We start from the raw sequence: 20,345 nt of genomic DNA, 5'->3' as shown, positions 1-20,345 counted from the left end.
ATGTACTGTTAACTATATAGCGATAGTAACTAACCCATTATTTTAAAACATTAAATCGCGACATCACGTCGTGATGTATGTCGCGATAGCAACTAACCCACTATTTTAAGCCATTAAATCGCGACATCATGTCGTGATGTATGTCGCGATAGCAACTAACTCACTATTTTAAGCCATTAAATCGCGACATCATGTCGTGATGTATGTCGTGTTTTGATCTCAATTATGATTGAATTACCCGGTATTTTGTTGCTGGTCCACTCCCAACTCTTTCAAGCAATCCAAGCTCAACGAAATGGGTCAGATGCCTTTGTGCCGTACGTGGGCTCACCCGCATTTCAACGGCATACTCATTTTGAGTTGTAGTTCCCATATTCACTATAAACGTCCAGCCTTTTTGTTCGAAGTAACTCAGTTCGTCGAGGATGTTTTTGTCCAACGTCTTCGTCGCACTTTCAGCTGTCCGATATATCGTCAAATCAAGATATGGCTCATTCCACGCATAACTGGGGAGCGGCAGTTCTGCTTTTTTGGCACGATCCCGCATTGATCGAAGCCCCAACCCTCGTTCCTCGGCCAACTGCATAGTATTGAATACTGCATGAAGCCTCGGATTTCGGCTGAACATCGGAGCATTGAATTCCTGCAACTGTTGTAATGTAACCGGCTCCATCGGCTTTCCAGGGCTTCGGATCATCGTTTTATCTTCTGTCACCACGAGCTGAATCTTCGCCTGCTTGATTCCATAGTCTCGATGAACAAGTGCATTCACCAATCCTTCACGAACAAGCTCATAATAGATTTTATGCTGTTCTTTGCGTCGAGCATCTGTCCGAGAAATAGGATTCGGCAACTTGTCCTTCATCCATTGAATCGCCTGTTCCGGTGCAAGAACCATTGGCCCATCAAAATCTCTTGGGTCGTCCTCACCATTTCTGGAAATAGTTCCAAGGATTCCTGCCTGCGCCATCACGTCACGAGGATGCCGGGCAAACAAAAGCATACCAAAACCCGTCGGACGAAGCTTTTCGTTTGCTTTTTCGAGCAGTCCTTGATGGGAAAGCCTTCGATAAAACTCTTCCTTCTGGTGAAGCTCTTTGCCCATAAGCATAAGCTCATAGTTTTTAAGAGCATCCGATGACAAATCGCTAATATCAACGTTCGGCATGACGTTGTCATATTCGGCTAAGACATGCTTTCGTTCATGTCTCTGCTTTTCTGCTGCGGCTTGAGCTTGCCTGAAAAATTCATCGTTTTCTTTTTCAATGACTTCCTGCAGGTCGCGGTCGAAAAAATGTATCGTAACGCCATTTTTCTTTAGAAACTGAAAGCCTTCTCCTGCAACCTTTGGGTGAGGATCCTGACAACCAACCCAGACTTCCTTGATTCGCGCATTCACAATGCGCTCTGCACAACTCAGCTTCGGCTGGTTTCGAGCTCCGGGCGCACATGGTTCGAGAGTGGCAAACAGAATGCATTCATCGAGGGCATTTGGTCTGTTTTTCCGTTCAAGCAAAGTGAATTCTGCATGATCTCCACTTCGCAATTCGCCACGGTAAGCGGTTTCAATTGTCCCGTCAGGCTTCCATAGAGCAGCCCCCACTTTAGGTGTGGCATTGCCGTCATACCGAGGTTCCTGTATAGAAAGCTTCATTGCTTCGATGGCTTTTTCCATCAACTCACGGGGATTGAATTTATGTGTACCGGCCATGTTTGGATGCTTGCTTGAATTAATAGAAACGCATGGTGGCTGCTACGTGACGGAACTGTCCAATCAACGTCCACTCTACCTTGGTATAGCGAGGATTGAACTCCCGAATCTTGGCATCGAGCAGGTCGTCGAAGAAGAGGGAGAATCCACATCTCCTTTCTTCCGCCTCCTCGCGAGGCACAACAGCCCAGCCGATCTCTTGCGCGTAGGCAAGGATGCGGGATTGGACGGTTTTGTGTTCGGAGGGTGTGGGCATTTATTCCTGACTATAGTGTATTATTTTATAAAGTTACCGTTTTTGCCGCGATCGCATCTTCACCCATCATCATGTTGTAATGAGCGATGTGGCCTGTCTCATCGAATATTTTTTTGAAGACGCTCAGATAGCTTGCGACCATAGAATCATCGATCGATACGTAAAGTGAATCGTGTGCAAAATGTGATCCATCGTTGATCCATGAAAATAATGAACGGCAGGTCAGCTTTTCCCTCCCCTCAAAATGGGCACAGATATCATCGGAATTAACATTTCCAAGGATCTTGAAGTAGTTCTCAAGAATCCGACGCATTGTATTCTGGATAGCAAGATTGTCTCGATCTGGATTTTTGACTTCGACCCAGAGCAATTCGTATGATGTTTTGATGGGATTCGTCTCATGACGTTGAATCCTTGATTCTTGATTTGACTTCCTGACCGTCCAAAAAGTTTCGTCCTTCAATCGGCCATCGGCAGATCGCTTCGGGTGGAATGAGACTTCTTTGTGGAAATAAACGTTGTGAGTCAGTACGAAAACCTGCTTTATGGTTCCGCTATCACTCCTCACTTCATCAAACACCCCTTTGATCAAATTGCTCACGATAAACAGAATATCACTGTCTAAACTGGATACAGGGTCGTCGAAAACAACAACACGGTCAGACGTTATTCCACTCTCAGTCTCGCTACCCTTGAGTAGATGATAAAAATAGAGGAACGTGATGAAGCTTTTCTCTCCTTCGCTCAATGTTTCTTTGGCATCAGATCCGTCAGAGCGCTGAATCTTGTAGAAGCGTTCTTTCTTTGATTTTGCTAAGGAAAATCCGGTGAAGCCAAAAGAGCGTAATAAAGTATTTATGCTATCTATTGTCGGTTGAATGCTAGTCGTATTCTTCTCAAGGTCTCGAATCTCTTGTTCCTTTATTTGCTGCTCTTTAACATGCTCGTTTTTTTGGTTTTCAAGGCTCTCAATTGCTTTCTGGAGTCCAATTTTCTTTCCTTTGAATATTGCCAATACAGTCTTTATTTCCTGATCGAGTAAATACCGCCAAACTTGACCTGTTAGTTCAGTTCGTTCGGCATCAAGATTTGAAACCATTTTATTATGCTTCTGAATCACTACATTTGTGTCTTCAACGAGCTTTTTTATCGCATCGAACACGTTCTTCAGAGAATCAAGCTCGACCGATTTACTGGACTCACGACGTTTCTCTTCTATGAGCTGAATGTTAATTCGAATTTTCGATTTGAGAAGATCACTTTCGCCCTGAAGCTTCTCCACATCAAGAAATTTCGACTGATCATCGAGAAGCGTCTGAACACTTCGCTGAACCCGTTCGGATTCCGTTTTATAGTCAGTGTAAATTTTTTCGATTGCCTCGGTTTCTGCGATGAACGTTTCGTCGAAATATTCGTTCAAACTGTTTTCCAGTGAGGATGGTGTGACTTGTTGGCAAAACGGACATACACGTTCTTCAGGATCGAAGAAGGCTCGCCCCTGTTTGACCCAGTCGCTGTTTCCAAGTTTCTGGATTAATGCAGCAATATCGACATCCGTTTTGCCGATTACCTTTTTATGTAAAATTTTATTGGCCTCGTGAGCAAGCAGGTCGCCCCAATTCGGTACGGAAAGCATTAAAACCGCCTGTGGAGCTTCCCCGAAAACCGTTTCAGCTTTCTTTTCAATGTCTGCTAGTGAGACAACTGCGGAGGTATTAGATGCAGATTCCGTTAGAATGCGCGCCTTAAAAGCACTTCTCTTTCCTCGGACACCAACAAATGCGCCCTGAAGTTTCTCATCGTATTTCAGTTTCAAGTCCCAGCACTTAACTTCAAATTCAGTTTCAAGCTCAGCTAGTTCAGCACTTTTTCCGCTATTACCATCTTCACCAAAGAGGGTTGCCTTTATTTGGATGATCTTCTCCTTGATCTTATCCAATTCCGATTTAGCAGATTCAATCTTTTCTAGAGTCTCCTTATCTTTCTCCCCAAGCGTAAAGATTCCCTTGAGTTCGTCAGGTTGGTTGAAATTCCGCTCAACAAAGTCCCGATTGTATACGAGAAGCTCATTCGGCACTCCTCCGTGCCAGCCGAGCGAGCAATCTGGGTGAGAACCACAATTAGCGATGATTCTTGAAATGGTTGTCTTCCCGGTTCCATTTGAACCGTAAACGAAGTTGATTTCTTTTAATTCAGCCATTTCTTCGGTAACTGTTCCGTAGGTCGCAAAATTCCTGATCTGGATTCTTTCGATCATGCGGATTGGCCTCCCGTTAGAAGATTAATATCGTGAACGCGGGTTTTGGCGGTCATCAGTTCGTGAAGAAGCATGTGGAAGAGAGCTTGGAGTTGCTCCAGCTTGGCCTGATGGACGGCAAGCTTCCGATCAAGCGCTAGCGAGGCGGTTACCATTTCTTCCTGCTCATCCAAACTTGGTTTGGGGATCGGAAAGCCTTTCAGGCGACTTGCACTGATATTGCTTTGGCTGACTGCCCGTGTTGCTATTGATTTCAATCGTACCTGAATTTCGTCAGTATTAAAGTAGCAATTTAGAAAAAAAGGATTGAGATGTTTCTCATCTGTTTGTAACCGAATCAGATACGAGGCAAAAACGAAGTCTCCTCCAATATCGAAAATCGCGGTCCTTCCGACAAGATCGAGGCTGTTGGTACGGTTGAACAGAATATCTCCTCGCTCGACTTTGAATTTCGCATGGTCTGCATCACTGATTTCAACGTATTGCAGATTGCGGTTAACGATTTGCCCATTGACCTGATTTGTCATTCGTAGAATCGGGTAGTTTCCCTCATCATTTCCTTTAACAGATAGTCCATATTGAGCGAGTTTAAGCATGTCGCCTAATTCAATAACCTCCCAGCTCTCAGGCACCAACCCAATTTCGGTTTGTTTTTGGGGTTCGTGGCGGAGGCCTTCAGTAAAGAGCTTGTGCATGAGGGCCTTTTTCAGCTCGGTGGTTGTCTGGATGAGCCGCTCCTGCGCTTCAATCGCCCGTTGCACTGTCGAAAGAATGTGTGCGATTTTCTTCTGTTCGAGGAGGGGCGGCAGTGGAATTGGAAATGACGAAACAATGCCCTTATTGATATTCTTCTGGGTTGATTCAACATTCAGCCGGGCTAAATGTACATTGTGTGCTCGGAGGCAAAAGGATAGATATACGCGGTCGCAATTTTCATGCGGGATAATCGCGATTATCGCCTGATTGGTGGCGACGGGCATTGTATTAATCACTGTTGCGCCAATTGTCGCATACATTGAGAGCAGGATGCTATTCTCTGGCACAATCCATGCACTACAAGAATCCAGGCCCTTCTGAGATATAGTTTCTTTTGTCGCTTTCAAATAGACCCCGCTACTTGTCATATCGTCGATAAGTACAAACGGGATATTACCACCGAAATAGGCTTTGTTCTGTCGGCTTGGTGTTCCTCCGGCCTTGAGCTTTACGGCTAAATCGTTTATACGGACGAAAGACCACTCAATGGGGATTTTAAAATCTGGCCATTCGCTCAGACCCAATCCTCCTCCAGAATCTCTTTCAACGGAGGGCGGGTTTTCCAACCCGCAAGGCATAGCGCCTGATGGGGTGACATTGGCCTCATAGGTCTCGACTTGTCCGGTTGGCATGAGATCCTTCATGGCAGTCCTCCGTCCTTATCCATTGCCCTTTCTTTCAGTTTTTCAAGCATCTTGATGGCTCCGGTTTCAAATCATGAGAAAGCGAACCACTTTTTTTCCTGGTCTGAAAATGCCCTGTTCGGTAAAAGCATAAGGGTTGACGGTCGAATGCTTCAGGGATTCGAACCGGTCGCAATTTGCGACCAGTTCCGCTTTCTCCTCATTGGTAAGCTGAAAACGAAATGCTTCGGGAAAGCGCTCGACATTACGTTTTACCTGCTCATTAAGACGTTTGTTTTCAACCCCATAGACAGCAGCCAGATCCCGATCGATCATCACCTGAACACCCCGGATAGTAAAAATCAGGTTCTGTATCTGATCTGCCTTGATGATAGCATCGTGCTGTATCATGCCATGAGCTTTCTGGTTCATTGAACGCGTTGTTCCATTTCCTGATTTCAAGACGCGAAATTCTGATGCTTCTTTGGCTGTAACGCGCTCTTCATATCCCTACTCCCAACTGCCTGAGAATTTCCTGCAGGGCTTTGTCGGTTGCTTTGGCTTCTTCTTCGATGGCGTTCAGCTCCTCGACTATTTCGGCGATGGGCCGGTAGGTTTCGGCTTTGCCGGTGTGAATGTATCGGCTGGGGGAGATGTTGTAGTCGTTCTTTTTCAGCTCGGCGTGATCGACGATGCGGCTGAACTTCTCCTCCTCCTTCCACCCGATCAGGGTTTCGACGATGCGACTGAGGCCTTCGTCGGGGATGAAGTTCTTGGGATCGCCCTTCTCGAAAATCCGGCTGGCGTTGACGAGCAGCACACGGTTCCGTTTTTCCTCTTGCTTCGCCTTGTTCAGGAACAGCACGATGCCCGGAGCGGTGGTGTTGTAAAACAGGTTCTCGGGCAGGTAGAGCACGCCTTCGATGAGGTCGCGCTCGACGAACCACTGGCGGACGCCCTTTTCCTTGTTGGTGCCGGCATTGCCCGAGCCGCGCGAAGCGGCTCCGGTATCGAGAATGACGGCTGCGCGGCCGCTGTCGTTAAGGCTGGCATGGATGTGCTGCACCCAGCCCCAGTCGGCGGATGATTTGCCGGGGAAACCGGCTCCCGGCGGGAATCGGTCGAATTCGTCGTTGTCGTAGTCGGCTTCGGTGAACCAGTCCTGGTTCCACATGGGATTGGCGACCACGCGGTCAAAGGTGCGGAGTCTTCCCTGCCGGTTGCGGAATTTGGGGTTCTTGAAGGTATCGCCGATTTCGATCACGCCCTCCATGTCGTGGATGATCATGTTCATGTTGGCCATGGCCCACGTTTCCGGAACGTACTCCTGGCCGAACAGTTTCAGGGGAACGGGGGGCGGGTTTTCCAACCCGCCATTGCATGGTGGATATCCATTGAGTTCAGAATGTAATGGCGGACAGGAATGTCCGCCCTCCTTTATTCCCTTCGCGCTCTCCTCCATGGCGATTTCGCATTTGACGAGCAGGCCGCCGGAGCCGCAGGTGGGGTCGTAGATTTCCATGCCGGGCTCGGGCTGGAGCACCCGCGACATGATGGTGCCGACCTCGGGAGGGGAGTAGAACTCGCCGGCGCTCTGGCCGCCGCCTTCGGCGAACTTGCGGATCAGGTACTCGTAGCTCTTGCCGATAATGTCGGCCTCCACGTCGTCGAGGCCGAGCCGCTTGGTGCTGACTGCCTCGATGAGGTTGGACAGGCGGTCGTCGTCGATATCGCGCTGGCCATGCGTGGTGGCGTTGAAGTCCACGCGGTCGATGATACCCTGCAAAAGCGGATTTTCTCTGGCGATGCCCCGCATGTAGCTGGTGACGCTTTCGCCGATTTTGCTGGAGAGCATGCGGATGACCGACCAGACCGGCTGCTCGAAATCGTCCGGAACGAGGGGCAGATAGAAGCGAACCAGTTTATGGTCGGCTCTGGCGAGCTCGAAAGCCTTCTGGCGCGAACCGACCTCGGCGGCAATACGGTTCAGTTCGTCGTCGAAGACGTCGCAGAGGCGCTTGGTGAAAATGAGCGGGAGAATGTAGTCCTTGTATTTCGGCGCGTCCTTTGCGCCACGGATGGAACATGCCGCATCCCATATCCAGGATTCGAGGGATTTTCCATTGCCGTTCTTGTTAGCCATCAGCGTTTCGTTCTTTGTTTCCCGGGGAATAACAATGCCGGGAGAGAGCCCATATAACCCATCATGCCGGTTCTTGTTAATGTAGGTAATCGCCTGTTTTTTTCAGTATTTCTGCGCATGATATATCAGCATAACAGGCATTCGCAATCGGCAGGAAGCTCAACGTAAAGGGGAGCGCTCGTTGTGAATGACGCCGGAAGAGGTTATTTTTCAGGTTCTTTATAGGCTCCTCTGAAATAGGCTTCCGCAGCAGGTTTTTCGAGGAGCCGTTCCTGTTTTTCGTTGCACGTTACACACCAACCCTAAACGGAGACTCCGATGCCGGAAACCAAAGTGCTCAAGCCCTGCGAGCCCGCCTGTACCCGTATTGTGAAGTTCATGACCGATCAGGAAATTGCCCCCGGTATGGGTCTCAGCATCCCGCCTTACTCTGAAGTGATCGGCTACAGTTATCTGAACATTTTCGTACGCTTCAATCAGGAAAAGAGCGACGAGCCTCCGGTGGATCTCGGTGTTACCTTCGCGTTCGACGAAAACGGCAAGCTGGCCGCCCGGCGTTACGTGAATCTCGAGGAGAACGTGACCAGCCCGCAGAGCACCAACTTCATCGAGGTTTCAGGGCGTGCAAGCTGGCACGGGAGTCCGCACAACGTCAGCACCTACATTGCCCGCATTCCGGTGATGGGCCCCTACGTGGAGGTGTTCGCCTATAACCGGGCGCCGGTGAAAAGAAGAGTTACCGTGTGGGGGTATCTGGTATCGTAGCGGTATTAACACTTTTTCGGCGTTGTACCCCGGACTACCGGTATTCCGCTCCTTCGGAGCTGAAGAAATAACTCCATATGTGCATTTTTCACTTTTTCGGGGTTGACAGGGCGTTATTTATTTGTTATCATATGAATGATCGCTCATATATAATCCGATTTGCCGATGCAGGAACATGAACACGACCGCTGCGAGGAGCAGTGCATACACCCGGATGTGGTGGAATCGGTGCGCACACAGATGCTTGGCAGTGTTCCTTCGGAAGAGCTTGCGCAGCTCTTCAAGGTGCTTGGCGACAATACGCGCATCAGGATACTCGATGCGCTCTACCGTTCGGAGCTCTGCGTGTGCGACATCACGGCGCTGCTCGGCATGAACCAGTCGGCGGTGTCGCATCAGCTCAGGGTGCTGCGCGACGCAAGGATCGTGAAATCGCGCAAGCAGGGCAAGAATGTGCTCTACAGCCTCGACGACGAGCATATATCGGAACTTGTCCGCATGGGCTCGGAGCATGTGAGGGAGTTGAGGAGATAGCGGCTCCCTTTTGCTTTTGTTATATATGAACATATTATCATATAATAATACGTAAGAAGTAAATATTGCCGTCATGAACACCGTTATCGATACGCTTATACATGTCCTTCTGGCTTCGTGGAATGTTCTGCTGGAATCTGCGCCCTTCGTGCTGCTCGGCTTTTTCGTGGCCGGTCTCCTGAAGGCGTTTCTCCCGGACGATTTCGTCGCCCGGCATCTCGGCGGGGGCGGCACGGCATCCATTTTCAAGGCGGCGGCCATGGGCGTGCCCATTCCGCTCTGCAGCTGCGGCGTGCTGCCTGCGGCGGCGGGGCTGAAAAAACAGGGAGCGGGAAAAGGCGCGGTTACCTCGTTTCTCATTTCGACGCCCGAGACCGGCGTGGACTCCATTGCGGTATCGTGGGCGCTGCTCGATCCGCTCATGACCCTCATCCGCCCGGTAGTGGCGTTTTTCACCGCCGTGGCTGCCGGCATTGCGGTCTCCTTTACCGACAGGCATTCAGGGGGCGAAGGCACTGAAAGAGCGCCGAATGCCGTGGCGGAATCGCAGGATGCCTGCGCGTCAGGCTGCTGCTGCAGCCACAGGGAGCCGGAACCGCAGGGGCTGGTCCCGAAATTCATGAAAGGCATGCGTTTCGCCTTTGGCGATCTCCTGAAGGATATCGGCGGCTGGCTGTTTTTCGGCGTTCTGCTTGCCGGGGTGATTTCCGTGTTTCTCTCTCCTGAAATCGTGAGCCGCTACCTGTCGAACGAGTATCTCTCCATGCTGCTCATGCTCGCTATCTCCGTGCCGCTCTACGTCTGCGCCACGGCTTCGACGCCGATAGCCGCCGCGCTGGCCCTGAAGGGCATATCGCCCGGTGCAGCGCTTGTGTTCCTGCTGGCCGGACCGGCAACCAACGCAGCGGCAATCACGGTCATTGCGAAACTGATCGGCAAACGGGCCACCGTGGTCTATGTGGCCGTGATCGTTGCAATGTCGTTCCTTGCCGGCATCGCCCTCAATGCGCTGTATGCTTCGCTCGGCATCGGCATCACCGGCTGGCTCACGGCATCTGCCCACGAGGAGAGCGGCCCTCTTGCCGTTCTCTCGGCAGTGGTGCTCGTCGTGCTGGTGGCCAGGGCGATGCTGCCCGCTAAAGCTCATGCCCATTAAGCGTCTGTGATTCGGCATACGACCCGCTCAAGGCCGGAATGGCGTGCACCCCGGCGAAAAGTTTGCACAGCCGTCACCGCCCGGTCACAGTTCCTCAACACTGCATTGCGTACCTTTGGCGCATAACGTTCAGGCTTTATAACGTAGCTGGAACCCTATGCAATGGCTCTACTGTGATTTTCATATTCATACGACCTGGAGCGACGGAACGTATTCGCCGGGCGAGGTTGTTTCGCTCTACGGCGAAGCGGGCTTCGATGTCATAGCGATAACCGATCACGTGCTCGACACCGAAAGCATCAGAAGATCGGGCCGGCCGGTTTCGGAGCTTTCGGTCATGGACAGTTCCGAATTCCGCGCCTATCAGGAGGAGTTGTGGGATGCGGCACGCAGCGCCTGGGAGCGTTACAACATGCTGCTCATTCCCGGTGTCGAACTGACCAACAATACCTCCCGCTACCATATTCTCGCCATCGATATCAAGGAGTATATCTCGCCCGATCTTTCGGTCGAGGAGATCATCGCCTGCATCAGAAGGCAGCAGGGGATCTCGGTTGCCTGCCATCCCTACATCAGGAACCATTCCGGCGACGACCCATCGTTCCATCTCTGGGAGAACCACGAGAGGCTTGCAACCATGTTCGACGCGTGGGAGGTGGCCAATCGCGACGACCTGTTCAATGTGGTCGGGCTGAAAAAATTCAACTATATCGGCAACTCCGATTTTCACGAGGAGCGCCATCTGCTCTCATGGAAAACGCTCCTGCAGTGCGACAGGAATGTGGAGTCGGTCAAGGCGGCTATCCGCAGGAACGACCGGGTTTCGCTGTTTCTCTACCGTGGAGGGAAGATCAAGTGACACCGTTTTTGGCGGGCGGCCCTTTTCAGGGCCGTCCGCCATACGTTTTTACGCAATATCAAACCGGTCCAGATTCATCACCTTGTTCCATGCGGCCACGAAGTCGTGCACGAACTTTTCCTGTGCGTCATCGCTTCCGTACACTTCCGAGATGGCCCGAAGCCTTGCGTTCGAGCCGAAGATGAGGTCGACGCGGGTGGCGCTCCACCTGGGTTCGCCGGTTTTTCGGTCGCGGCCTTCGAACGTGTCGTGCTCATGCGAGAGCGGTTTCCACTCCGTGCCCATGTCGAGCAGATTCACGAAAAAGTCGTTGGTGAGCGTTTCCGGACGTCTGGTGAATACGCCGTGCGGCGACTGCCGGAAATTGACGCCAAGCACACGCAGGCCGCCCAGAAGCACGGTCATTTCCGGAGCGGTAAGCGTCAGCAACTGCGAGCGGTCTATCAGCATCTCTTCCGGCGTCACACTGTATTTCCGTTTGGTGTAGTTGCGGAAACCGTCAGCGAGCGGTTCGAGCACGGCAAACGACTCCACGTCGGTCTCTGCCTGCGAGGCATCCGTGCGGCCCGGTGCGAAGGGGATGGTCACGTCGTGTCCGGCACGCCGTGCCGCCTCTTCTACGGCGGCGCAGCCGCCCAGCACGATCAGATCGGCAAGTGAAATCCGCTTTCCGCCAGACTGTTCGCCGTTGAATGTATCGCGGATTTTTTCGAGTTCGTGCAGCACCCGCTGCAGCTGTTCCGGCTGGTTGACTTCCCACTCTTTCTGAGGCGCGAGCCGGATGCGAGCGCCGTTAGCGCCGCCGCGCTTGTCCGAACCGCGGAAGGTGGAGGCCGACGCCCAGGCCGTCGAGACCAGTTCCGGAATCGGGAGACCGGAGGCGAGGAGCCGCTTCTTGAGTTCTGCGATCTCTCCATCCCCGATCAGCTCATGATCGACCGGCGGCACCGGATCCTGCCAGATCAGGTCTTCATCCGGAACCTCGGCGCCGAGATAGCGCGATTTGGGGCCCATGTCGCGATGCGTCAGCTTGAACCAGGCACGAGCGAAGGCGTCGGCAAACTGATCGGGATGCTCATGGAAGCGCCGTGAAATCGGTCCGTAAATCGGATCCATGCGCATCGCAAGGTCCGCGGTGGTCATCATGGTCGGCACTCGTTTCGACGGATCGTGGGCCGCCGGGGCGAGATCCTCCTCGGCTACATCTTTCGGCTTCCACTGCCAGGCACCGACGGGGCTCTTGATCAGCTCCCACTCATATTTGAAGAGCATGCCGAGATAGCCCATGTCCCAATGAATCGGGTCGGGCGTCCATGCTCCTTCCAGTCCGCTGGTCATGGTCTCGTCCCCCTTGCCGCTGCCGTAGCCGCTCTTCCAGCCAAGCCCCTGCTCTTCGATAGGGGCGGCTTCGGGCTCGGGGCCCACCAGCTTCGGATCGCCGACGCCGTGACATTTCCCGAAGGTGTGCCCACCGGCGACGAGCGCCACGGTCTCTTCGTCGTTCATGGCCATGCGCGCAAAGGTTTCGCGAATATCCTTTCCGGCGGCAACGGGATCAGGCTTGCCGTCAGGCCCTTCGGGATTGACGTAGATCAGGCCCATCTGCACGGCGGCCAGGGGGTTTTCAAGATCTCGTTCCCCGCTGTAGCGGTTGTCGCCGAGCCACTCTACCTCCTTGCCCCAGTAAATATCCTCTTCCGGCTCCCAGATGTCCACGCGTCCTCCGCCGAACCCGAAGGTTTTGAACCCCATCGACTCCAGCGCGCAGTTGCCCGCAAGGATCATGAGGTCGGCCCAGGACAGTTTTTTCCCGTACTTCTGCTTGATCGGCCAGAGCAGTCTGCGCGCCTTGTCGAGGTTCGCATTGTCGGGCCAGCTGTTGAGCGGTGCGAAGCGCTGATTGCCTGTGCCTCCCCCGCCGCGGCCGTCGCCAGTTCGATAGGTTCCCGCGCTGTGCCACGCCATGCGGATGAAAAGCCCGCCGTAATGACCATAGTCGGCCGGCCACCACTCCTGCGAATCGGTCATGAGCAGGTAGAGGTCTTTTTTTACGGCCTCCAGGTCGAGTTTGTTGAATTCCTCTCTGTACCTGAACTTCTCATCCATGGGATTGCCGAGGGAAGAGTGCTGATGAAGCATATCGAGATGCAGCTGGTTCGGCCACCAGTCACGGTTCGACATGCCTCCGCCGGAGCCCGGGCTGCCGGCTGTTCTGCCCGTTACCGGGCACTTGCTTTGTTCGCTCATGATAGTTTCTCCTTTCGTGATGTAGATGGGTGCCTCTTACTGTATGTTCCGATCTTTTCTGGCGGCGTTGCCCCGATTTTTTCGACCCTCCATCGGTGCCTCTACACTCGCGCTCCATGCATTATGTCGCTTGACACTCGCGGCTTAGAGGTAATAAGCATGCTTGCCGGGATGCGCTGACGGTAAAGCTGAAACGGTTAATTGCCCGTTTTGGTTCGCATCAGTAATCGGAATGATTATTGATAATAGGATAAAAAAAATATCCGGTTCAATCAAGAGTTATTCCCGTTTCGGGCTCGGCATGCGCTGCAGGTGCCGAAAAAATCGATGCGGTGCCCTTCAACGGCAAAGTCGGCAGCCGCGCTGATGACGGCGTCGATTTCCGGAAAGAGCTGCTTTTCGAAATCGATGATGGTTCCGCATTCCCGGCAGATGAGATGGTAGTGGGGTGTTGTTTTCGCTTCGAACCGGTCGAAGGTGCTGCCCGCGTCGATTTTTTTAACCACGCCCTGTTCGATCAGGACGGCAAGGTTCCGGTAGACGGTGCCGAGGCTGAGGTGCGGGAATTCCGGTTTCAGCATATCGTAGAGCCATCCGGCGGTGGGGTGGGTGCCGGTCGATTGCAGGAGCTCAAGCAGCCGTTGCCGCTGCCGGCTGAAGCGTAATGGTTTTGGCCTGGATTCTTGCTGCATGGGAATGTTCCGGTTTCGGTTATGCTGGGAATCTACGAATTCTTCCACAAAGCCCGAACCGGAAAGAGCTGCCGCTTGCAACGCCCTTTCGTCGGAAGCGGTAAAACATGTATATTACAGTACTGTATTGTGTTTATATAATACAAATCATTGCGCCATGGATCCCTTGCAGGTTATCATCTGGATATGCGTTGCGGTTTTTGCCCTGACGGCGCTCCTCTCACTTCTCAATCTTACTGGAATCTACAGGCTTCCCGACCCGAAGCATGGCGAGACGCTTTTCAAGGTTCTGGTTGTCGGGTGATAATGAAGCATGACGCCCCTGCTGGGTGCGTACCCTCGATGGGCCGGGGTTAATGTCGGTTCACGGATAGTGAAGCGGTGATTGGCCGGTAGTAACGAAATATTCATCTCCCCGGAGTACCTTATGGCTTTTTTCAAAAACATCTGCCTCATCGAAGCTCCCCAGGCGGTCATTTCTCCTTTTCCCAGGTATATATCCGATTGTATCGGCATCTGCTATCTTGCCGCGGCTGTCGAGCATGATGTGGAAAGTCTGGTGATCCCTGAAAACTACTATAACGACGGTCTGTACGACAGCTTCAGGGCCCTGCTGAAACAGCGACCGGTCGATCTTGTGGCGATTTCGTCGATGACCGGTTGTTTCAACAACGCCCTGCGGCTTGCTGAAATAGCGAAGGAGCACGGTGTATTTGTGGTCATGGGAGGGTTTCATCCCACGGCGCTTCCCGAGGAGGTGCTCCGGCACCGCTGCGTGGACGCCGTCGCCATCGGCGAAGGGGAGTCGACCTTCCGCGAACTGGTGCTGAAAGGCCTGTCGAAAGAGGTTCCGGGGCTGGCTTACCGGGAGAACGGAGGTGTTGTCTACACCGCTCAGAGGCCGGTTATCGGCGAGATCGACTCCATCGCCTTTCCTTTGCGCAGTCTCCGTCCGCGGCGTTACGGCGAAAAGGGGACGGACTACTCCATCGATACCATCTATACGTCGCGCGGGTGCCCCTGGTCGTGCTCGTTCTGCGCCAACGACACCATGCACAAGGGCTGGCGGGGCAGAAGCCCCGAAAATGTGGTTGAGGAGTTCGCCCGGCTGCACGATCCGAAAAAAAAGAAGCTCATCAAGATTTGGGACGCCAATTTCCTCACCAATATCAAGCGTGCCGAGGCCATATGCGACATGATGATCGAGCGGGGGCTCACCAATTTCAGGATCATGACCGAAACCAGGGCAAAGGATCTTATCCGGGCGGAGCGGATTCTCGGAAAGCTGCGCAAAATCGGGCTGAGCAAGGTGGGACTCGGTATTGAAAGCCCCAATACCCGAACGCTCGAGCTGATGAACAAGAAAAATGTGCTCGACGATGTTTCCAGGGCGATATCGCTTGTCAGGGGGAACGGCATCGGCGCCGAGGGGTATTTCATTATCGGTCATTACACGGAAACCGTCGAGGATACCCTTGTGTATCCCGAGTTCGCCAAAGGGCTGGGGCTCCGGCAGGCTCTTTTCATGTCGATGACTCCCTACCCCGGCACGAAAATTTTCGAGGAGTACAAAAACGAAGGGCACATCACCTCGTTCGACTGGGATCTCTACAACAACTTCTGCCCGGTCGTGTCTACCAGAAGCATGGATACACCGACCCTGGTGCAGATGATGGTTTACTGCAATGTGGCATTCTGCAACTACCGTTCGGTGCTGAAGCGCAACAGCGTCAGTGGCGTGCTGATAACCATGCTGAAAGATCTTTTCCAGCTCTGTTTTCTCATGCGGGTGAACAAAACGCTTGAAGATGGCATTATCACGGATACAATCTACCGGGCTTTTGCAAGGTATGCCGGGGAAAAACCCGAGATAACCTATCAGTGCCGACCTTCGGATAAGCCCTTGAAGTCACCTGTTGTGGTGTCAGTTCAGCGTTCATGCGAGGAGGCTGTTGATTTCATCATTGAACAGCGGGGCGACTTCCGTCGGCTCTCGATTATACATCGCAGCGTGAACAGCATGCCTGCCGGAGCGGTTATCCGACTCGATGAAGTGGTTGCCGCTTCCGGTTCGATTTCCATGGACAGCCTGATGCGATTGCTTTTCAGGAACGAGCTGATCCAAAACAATCCAGGGCGCATGGCGGGACAGCTTTTTTCCATTACCGGCGATCCTGTTTTCTGGCGAGTGCTTCGCAGGCTGGTTACTCTCTATTCCAGGTCGTTCAAAAAAACTTCCGAGCTTGCCGCATGAGGTGAAGTTGTTCCTTGTATGCAAATCGCGTACCTTTTTCCTTTGGCTCTCTCTCATCCATGCCTTTTACGTAACAGCATGATCGAAGCGATTTTGTGGGATAACGACGGGCTGCTGGTCGACAGCGAAGCACTCTTTTTCGATCTCACCAGAGATGCATTTGCGGCCGCCGGATTTGAACTCGACCGCCGGTACTGGGGAATCGAATACCTCGGGAACGCAAGGCACAGTTCGGAGATCGCCCTCGAACTCGGCATGGCGCCGGAGCTGGCCGAGCGAGTGCTTGAAGGCCGGAACGATGCGTTCATGCGCAGCCTTGAACGGCCGGTTCCGCTGCTTCCCGATGTTCGGGAGACCATCGCGGAGCTTGCCGGAAAGGTCAGGCTTGCCCTTGTTACCGGCAGCCCGCTCGACAAGGTGGAGCGGATGCATCGTGATAACGGTATGCTCGATTATTTCGAGGTCATCATTACCGAGGACGACATCAGCCGACCGAAACCCCATCCAGAGCCCTATCTGAAAGCGCTCGAGCGCCTTGGTCTCGATGCCCGCAACTGTCTTGCCGTCGAGGATTCGCGGCGCGGTCTGGCTTCGGCGCATGCTGCCGGCATCGCCTGCATCGTTGTGCCGAACCCGCTGACCAGCATCCAGCAGTTCGACCTGGCATTTGCGGTTGAAGAGCGGGTGTCGGGGGTGCTCCGCCACGTTGACGCTCTTTCGGGCAGGCGCACGTTCAACCGATCGGAGTCGTGAGATGGATGACGTGACTCCAAAAGGGGTTGTTCTTGCCATCGATCAGGGCACCACCGGTACCACCTGCGTGCTTTACGGCTCTGACGGCAAGGTTTACGGCAAGGCCTATCGTCCCCTTACGCAGATCTACCCTGCCGAGGGATGGGTGGAGCACGATCCACTCGAAATATGGCGGGGTGTCGAGTCCGCCGTCCGGGAACTGACTGCGGTCTCGGCACTGCCGGTTGTCGTTCTGGGCATTACCAACCAGAGGGAAACCACCGTTATCTGGAACCGTAATACCGGAGAGCCGGTGCATAACGCAATCGTCTGGCAGTGCAGGCGCACCAGCGATATCTGTCGGAGATACGAGGCGGAGCGGGAGCGCATCAGGGAGAAAACCGGCCTCCCTCTCGACGCGTATTTCAGCGCCACGAAAATCCGCTGGATTCTGGAGCGCCATGCCGGGCTCGATCCGGGGCAGCTGATTTTCGGCACCATCGACAGCTGGCTGCTCTGGAAGCTGACCGGAGGAGAGGTTCATGCCACAGATTATACCAATGCTTCACGAACCCTGCTTTTCAACATCAGGGAAAAACGGTGGGACCGCGAACTGCTCGAACTGTTCGGCGTGCCGCTCTCGATGCTTCCGGAAGCGAGGCCGTCAATGGGTGACTTCGGTTCCGTAAGCGCAATCCGCGAGCTGCAGGGGGTTCCGGTGGCCGCTGTCGCCGGAGATCAGCAGGCTGCACTCTTTGGCCAGTGCTGTTTCGAGCCGGGCATGATTAAAAATACCTATGGTACCGGCTGTTTTCTGGTGATGCATACCGGGGATACTTGTATCCGTTCACGGAACGGCTTGATCGCAACACTGGCAATCGACGCCGGGGGGTGTTCGTGCTATGCCGTCGAAGGATCCGTGTTCATCGGCGGCGCGGTTGTGCAGTGGCTTCGCGACGAGCTGCATTTGCTTCGGCATGCCGCCGATTCTGCAGAGATGGCCAGGGCAGTGCCTTCCAGCGGCGGAGTGTATATCGTGCCGGCCTTTGCCGGGCTCGGAGCGCCGCACTGGAACATGGAGGTGCGAGGCTCGATTACAGGCCTTACAAGGGGAGCGAACCGGAACCATATCGTCCGTGCTGCGCTTGAGTCCATCGCCTATCAGACGCATGACGTGTTCAGGGCCATGGAGGCCGACACGGGAATATCTCCGCAGTTCCTTCTGGCTGACGGCGGCGCGGTCGACAACGGTTTTTTGATGCAGTTCCAGGCGGATATTCTGGGAATTCCCGTCATGACACCCCGCAACAAGGAGTCCACTTCGCTTGGCATCGCTTCGCTCGCGGGCCTGCAGGCCGGTTTCTGGCAATCTGCCGGAGAACTTCAGGGGCTGAACGGAACGGAACAGGTTTACACGCCATCGATGGACGACGAGCTGCGTCTGCACTGCCTCGATGGCTGGAACAGGGCATTGCGCCAGACGGTAACAGTTTGAAGAACACTATCCGGATCCATGACTCATGCATACCCACGAACAGGAGAACGGCGGCGGCAGGACGGTTATCTGTCCCATTTGCGGAAAGGAGTTTCTGTGCGCACTGTCGCATGAATGCTGGTGTTCCGGCAAAAAAATTCCCGAGGAAGTGCGTGACTATCTTGCTGCTCGTTATGAGAGCTGCGTGTGCAGCGATTGCCTTGACCGGCTGATCGGGCAGGCAGCGTCAACCCGGTGAATGCCGGTTTGCAGTCGGCCTCAGATTTCCTGTCGGGATTTTTCGGACAGCGACGCGAAATATCGCTTCATCGACTGGTGTTTCTGCAGTCCCAGTTTCTTGTGCAGGCGGTATCTGACGGTTTCGATTCCTCTTTTCGACAGTCCTGTCGACCGGGCGATCTCCCTGGTGTCGTAGTCCAGCTTGATGAGCAGGCTCAAGCGGAGCTCTTTTTCCGAAAGGGAGGGATTTTCCTTTTTAAGCAGGGAGAGAAAACGTGAATCGGTTTTCGTCAGCTCCATGCGGAACTGTTGTTCGATGGTGCCTGAATCGATCATTTTTCTGCAATGACCGATCAGATGCTCTTTTTGTTCCGTGCTGATGTTCGCCGTTTTTATCTCTTCGTACATCCTTCCGAGCAGGTCCGCTTTTTCTTCGGCTACGGCTGAAATTTGTGCAAGTTCCGCTTCCCTGCAGGCGATGGTCTTTTTGAGGTCGGTTATTTCATGTTCAAAACGGCAGGCGTGTTTTGAGTGCAGATCAAGTTTGGCGTTCAGCAGAATTTTGTTCAGCTCCAGTTTTTGCCGTCCATCCTCTTTTATCTGCTCGATTTTTTTCTGGTGTTTCTCCTCTTTTGCCAGCATATCCTTGCGAAGCTCTTCAACAGCAAGAAAAAGCGGGTGAAATTCATGATCTTCGGCAGGCATAGGAACCGGAAGCTCAAGCATATCGATCCAGCACATCCTGGCCAGGGCGTTTAGAAAAGCTTTTTTTACGGAGGCATCGCTGCCCGTCACGTCGTCGTCATGAACAGGGCGGTCAGGATTGCTGCGGTATTCCATGATTCCGAGTATGGCCTGATGGTAATCGTCGGCGATGAATGCGCAGGTGTTGTCCGGGCATAAGGCGGCCACGGCCTCGGTAACAAGCTGGATATCGGGATGCACATTGTACATTGCCAGCACGGTGAAGATCGGTCCCCGGTTGTAGATCAGGTTGGCAAAATCCTTTTTATACGAGAGCAGTATCTCGCGGATGTGGTTCAGGTTTATGATGACATACGTGGCTTTTCCGATTATTCCCAGTTCATTGCAGACCGATTCGAACATCTCGATGTCCATGTAGTCCAGAACGGTGTCGTGATCGGTAACGACCTGAGCGTGGACAATATCAGGCCCGATGGTTTCGAATGCCGCGGTATAATCGGCTTCTTCATGACGGATGTTCCAGCCCGGCTGTGTTCTGACCGGAAGGTGGGTTACGGGGCACTGCCGGAGTGGTTGTTGCTGAACCTTTTTTTTCATGAGATTCGGTTCGGGGAATTGATGCTTCAGTTCTGCAGAGGGGGGGACTGTGCTTGATGATTTTTGAGCTTTTTGCCGTGTTACATTCATGCAAAATATACATATCCATATGAATAATCCTTTTTTAGCGGCCGCTTTTTTATATGCGGCGCAGTAGTAATGATGTTTTTTAATCGAATGATGTCCTCTTAAAATGTCCAGGAACCATTTTTCCCGAATTTTTTGGAGGAAAAGGGAAAAAGGATTTGGAAGTGTGGGAGAGGGGTGATACATTAGGAGCCCGTTGAGGAATGAGACAAAACGACTCGACGGTAAAACGCCCGAAAGGGTTATGTTATTTGACG

18 protein-coding genes are annotated in these 20,345 nt (G+C 53.1%); 9 read left to right on the top strand and 9 right to left on the bottom strand.

Annotated elements, in window-relative coordinates; genetic code table 11:
- Window positions 1-223: 223 nt before the first annotated feature.
- The 6 genes from K9G39_RS10340 to K9G39_RS10315 form a co-directional block, all read right to left on the bottom strand.
- On the bottom strand, window positions 224-1,711 hold the full coding sequence (locus K9G39_RS10340) for an ATP-binding protein (protein WP_292004847.1): 1,488 nt from the start codon (window positions 1,709-1,711) through the stop codon (window positions 224-226).
- 19 nt (window positions 1,712-1,730) lie between these two features.
- Window positions 1,731-1,967, bottom strand: coding sequence for a hypothetical protein (locus K9G39_RS10335; RefSeq protein WP_292004846.1), 237 nt, complete (start codon window positions 1,965-1,967; stop codon window positions 1,731-1,733).
- Between the two features lie 25 nt (window positions 1,968-1,992).
- Window positions 1,993-4,224: an AAA family ATPase gene (locus K9G39_RS10330; protein ID WP_292004845.1), complete on the bottom strand. Its 2,232-nt coding sequence runs from the start codon at window positions 4,222-4,224 to the stop codon at window positions 1,993-1,995.
- Window positions 4,221-5,624 carry a restriction endonuclease subunit S gene (locus K9G39_RS10325; protein ID WP_292004844.1) on the bottom strand — a complete coding sequence of 468 codons (1,404 nt, stop codon included), beginning with the start codon at window positions 5,622-5,624 and terminating at the stop codon, window positions 4,221-4,223. The genes K9G39_RS10330 and K9G39_RS10325 overlap by 4 nt, the downstream gene beginning before the upstream one ends.
- A 66-nt stretch (window positions 5,625-5,690) precedes the next feature.
- The gene (locus K9G39_RS10320; protein WP_292004843.1) at window positions 5,691-6,035 is read right to left on the bottom strand and encodes an ORF6N domain-containing protein; all 345 of its coding nucleotides are present in this window, start codon (window positions 6,033-6,035) and stop codon (window positions 5,691-5,693) included.
- 70 nt (window positions 6,036-6,105) lie between these two features.
- Window positions 6,106-7,746: a class I SAM-dependent DNA methyltransferase gene (locus tag K9G39_RS10315; RefSeq protein WP_292004842.1), complete on the bottom strand. Its 1,641-nt coding sequence runs from the start codon at window positions 7,744-7,746 to the stop codon at window positions 6,106-6,108.
- A 318-nt stretch (window positions 7,747-8,064) separates the two neighbouring features.
- Between K9G39_RS10315 and K9G39_RS10310 the strand changes: the two genes are divergently transcribed.
- The 4 genes from K9G39_RS10310 (at window position 8,065) to K9G39_RS10295 (ending at window position 11,060) form a co-directional block, all read left to right on the top strand.
- Entirely contained in the window at window positions 8,065-8,511 is a 447-nt protein-coding gene (locus tag K9G39_RS10310; RefSeq protein WP_292004841.1) for a hypothetical protein, read from the top strand.
- 165 nt (window positions 8,512-8,676) lie between these two features.
- The gene (locus K9G39_RS10305) at window positions 8,677-9,045 is read left to right on the top strand and encodes a metalloregulator ArsR/SmtB family transcription factor (RefSeq protein ID WP_292004840.1); all 369 of its coding nucleotides are present in this window, start codon (window positions 8,677-8,679) and stop codon (window positions 9,043-9,045) included.
- A 73-nt stretch (window positions 9,046-9,118) separates the two neighbouring features.
- Window positions 9,119-10,201 (top strand): SO_0444 family Cu/Zn efflux transporter, encoded by a 1,083-nt coding sequence (locus K9G39_RS10300; RefSeq protein ID WP_292004839.1) that lies wholly within the window; start codon window positions 9,119-9,121, stop codon window positions 10,199-10,201.
- A gap of 157 nt (window positions 10,202-10,358) precedes the next feature.
- Window positions 10,359-11,060 carry a PHP domain-containing protein gene (locus K9G39_RS10295; RefSeq protein WP_292004838.1) on the top strand — a complete coding sequence of 234 codons (702 nt, stop codon included), beginning with the start codon at window positions 10,359-10,361 and terminating at the stop codon, window positions 11,058-11,060.
- Between the two features lie 48 nt (window positions 11,061-11,108).
- Here K9G39_RS10295 and katG read toward each other — a convergent pair whose 3' ends face one another.
- Together katG and K9G39_RS10285 are read right to left on the bottom strand one after the other, a co-directional pair.
- On the bottom strand, window positions 11,109-13,307 hold the full coding sequence (gene katG / locus K9G39_RS10290; protein WP_292004837.1) for a catalase/peroxidase HPI: 2,199 nt from the start codon (window positions 13,305-13,307) through the stop codon (window positions 11,109-11,111).
- Between the two features lie 272 nt (window positions 13,308-13,579).
- The gene (locus K9G39_RS10285) at window positions 13,580-13,999 is read right to left on the bottom strand and encodes a transcriptional repressor (RefSeq protein ID WP_292004836.1); all 420 of its coding nucleotides are present in this window, start codon (window positions 13,997-13,999) and stop codon (window positions 13,580-13,582) included.
- Between the two features lie 157 nt (window positions 14,000-14,156).
- Between K9G39_RS10285 and K9G39_RS10280 the strand changes: the two genes are divergently transcribed.
- The 5 genes from K9G39_RS10280 to K9G39_RS10260 all read left to right on the top strand — a co-directional run bounded on the left by K9G39_RS10280 (window position 14,157) and on the right by K9G39_RS10260 (window position 18,718).
- On the top strand, window positions 14,157-14,303 hold the full coding sequence (locus K9G39_RS10280) for a hypothetical protein (protein WP_292004835.1): 147 nt from the start codon (window positions 14,157-14,159) through the stop codon (window positions 14,301-14,303).
- A 123-nt stretch (window positions 14,304-14,426) separates the two neighbouring features.
- Entirely contained in the window at window positions 14,427-16,253 is a 1,827-nt protein-coding gene (locus tag K9G39_RS10275; protein ID WP_292004834.1) for a radical SAM protein, read from the top strand.
- 78 nt (window positions 16,254-16,331) lie between these two features.
- Window positions 16,332-17,006, top strand: coding sequence for an HAD family phosphatase (locus tag K9G39_RS10270; protein WP_292004833.1), 675 nt, complete (start codon window positions 16,332-16,334; stop codon window positions 17,004-17,006).
- 1 nt (window position 17,007) lies between these two features.
- Window positions 17,008-18,480 (top strand): glycerol kinase GlpK, encoded by a 1,473-nt coding sequence (glpK, locus tag K9G39_RS10265; RefSeq protein WP_292004832.1) that lies wholly within the window; start codon window positions 17,008-17,010, stop codon window positions 18,478-18,480.
- 25 nt (window positions 18,481-18,505) lie between these two features.
- Window positions 18,506-18,718: a cysteine-rich CWC family protein gene (locus tag K9G39_RS10260; RefSeq protein ID WP_292004831.1), complete on the top strand. Its 213-nt coding sequence runs from the start codon at window positions 18,506-18,508 to the stop codon at window positions 18,716-18,718.
- Between the two features lie 20 nt (window positions 18,719-18,738).
- On the opposite strand, the gene K9G39_RS10255 is transcribed toward K9G39_RS10260, so the two are convergent.
- On the bottom strand, window positions 18,739-20,001 hold the full coding sequence (locus tag K9G39_RS10255; protein ID WP_292004830.1) for a LuxR family transcriptional regulator: 1,263 nt from the start codon (window positions 19,999-20,001) through the stop codon (window positions 18,739-18,741).
- Window positions 20,002-20,345 lie beyond the last annotated feature (344 nt).

The sequence above is a fragment of the Chlorobium sp. genome (assembly GCF_021740465.1).
GTDB lineage: Bacteria > Bacteroidota > Chlorobiia > Chlorobiales > Chlorobiaceae > Chlorobium.
Note: the sequence above shows the minus strand (reverse complement) of the source record. Positions and strands in the feature narration are given on the sequence as shown.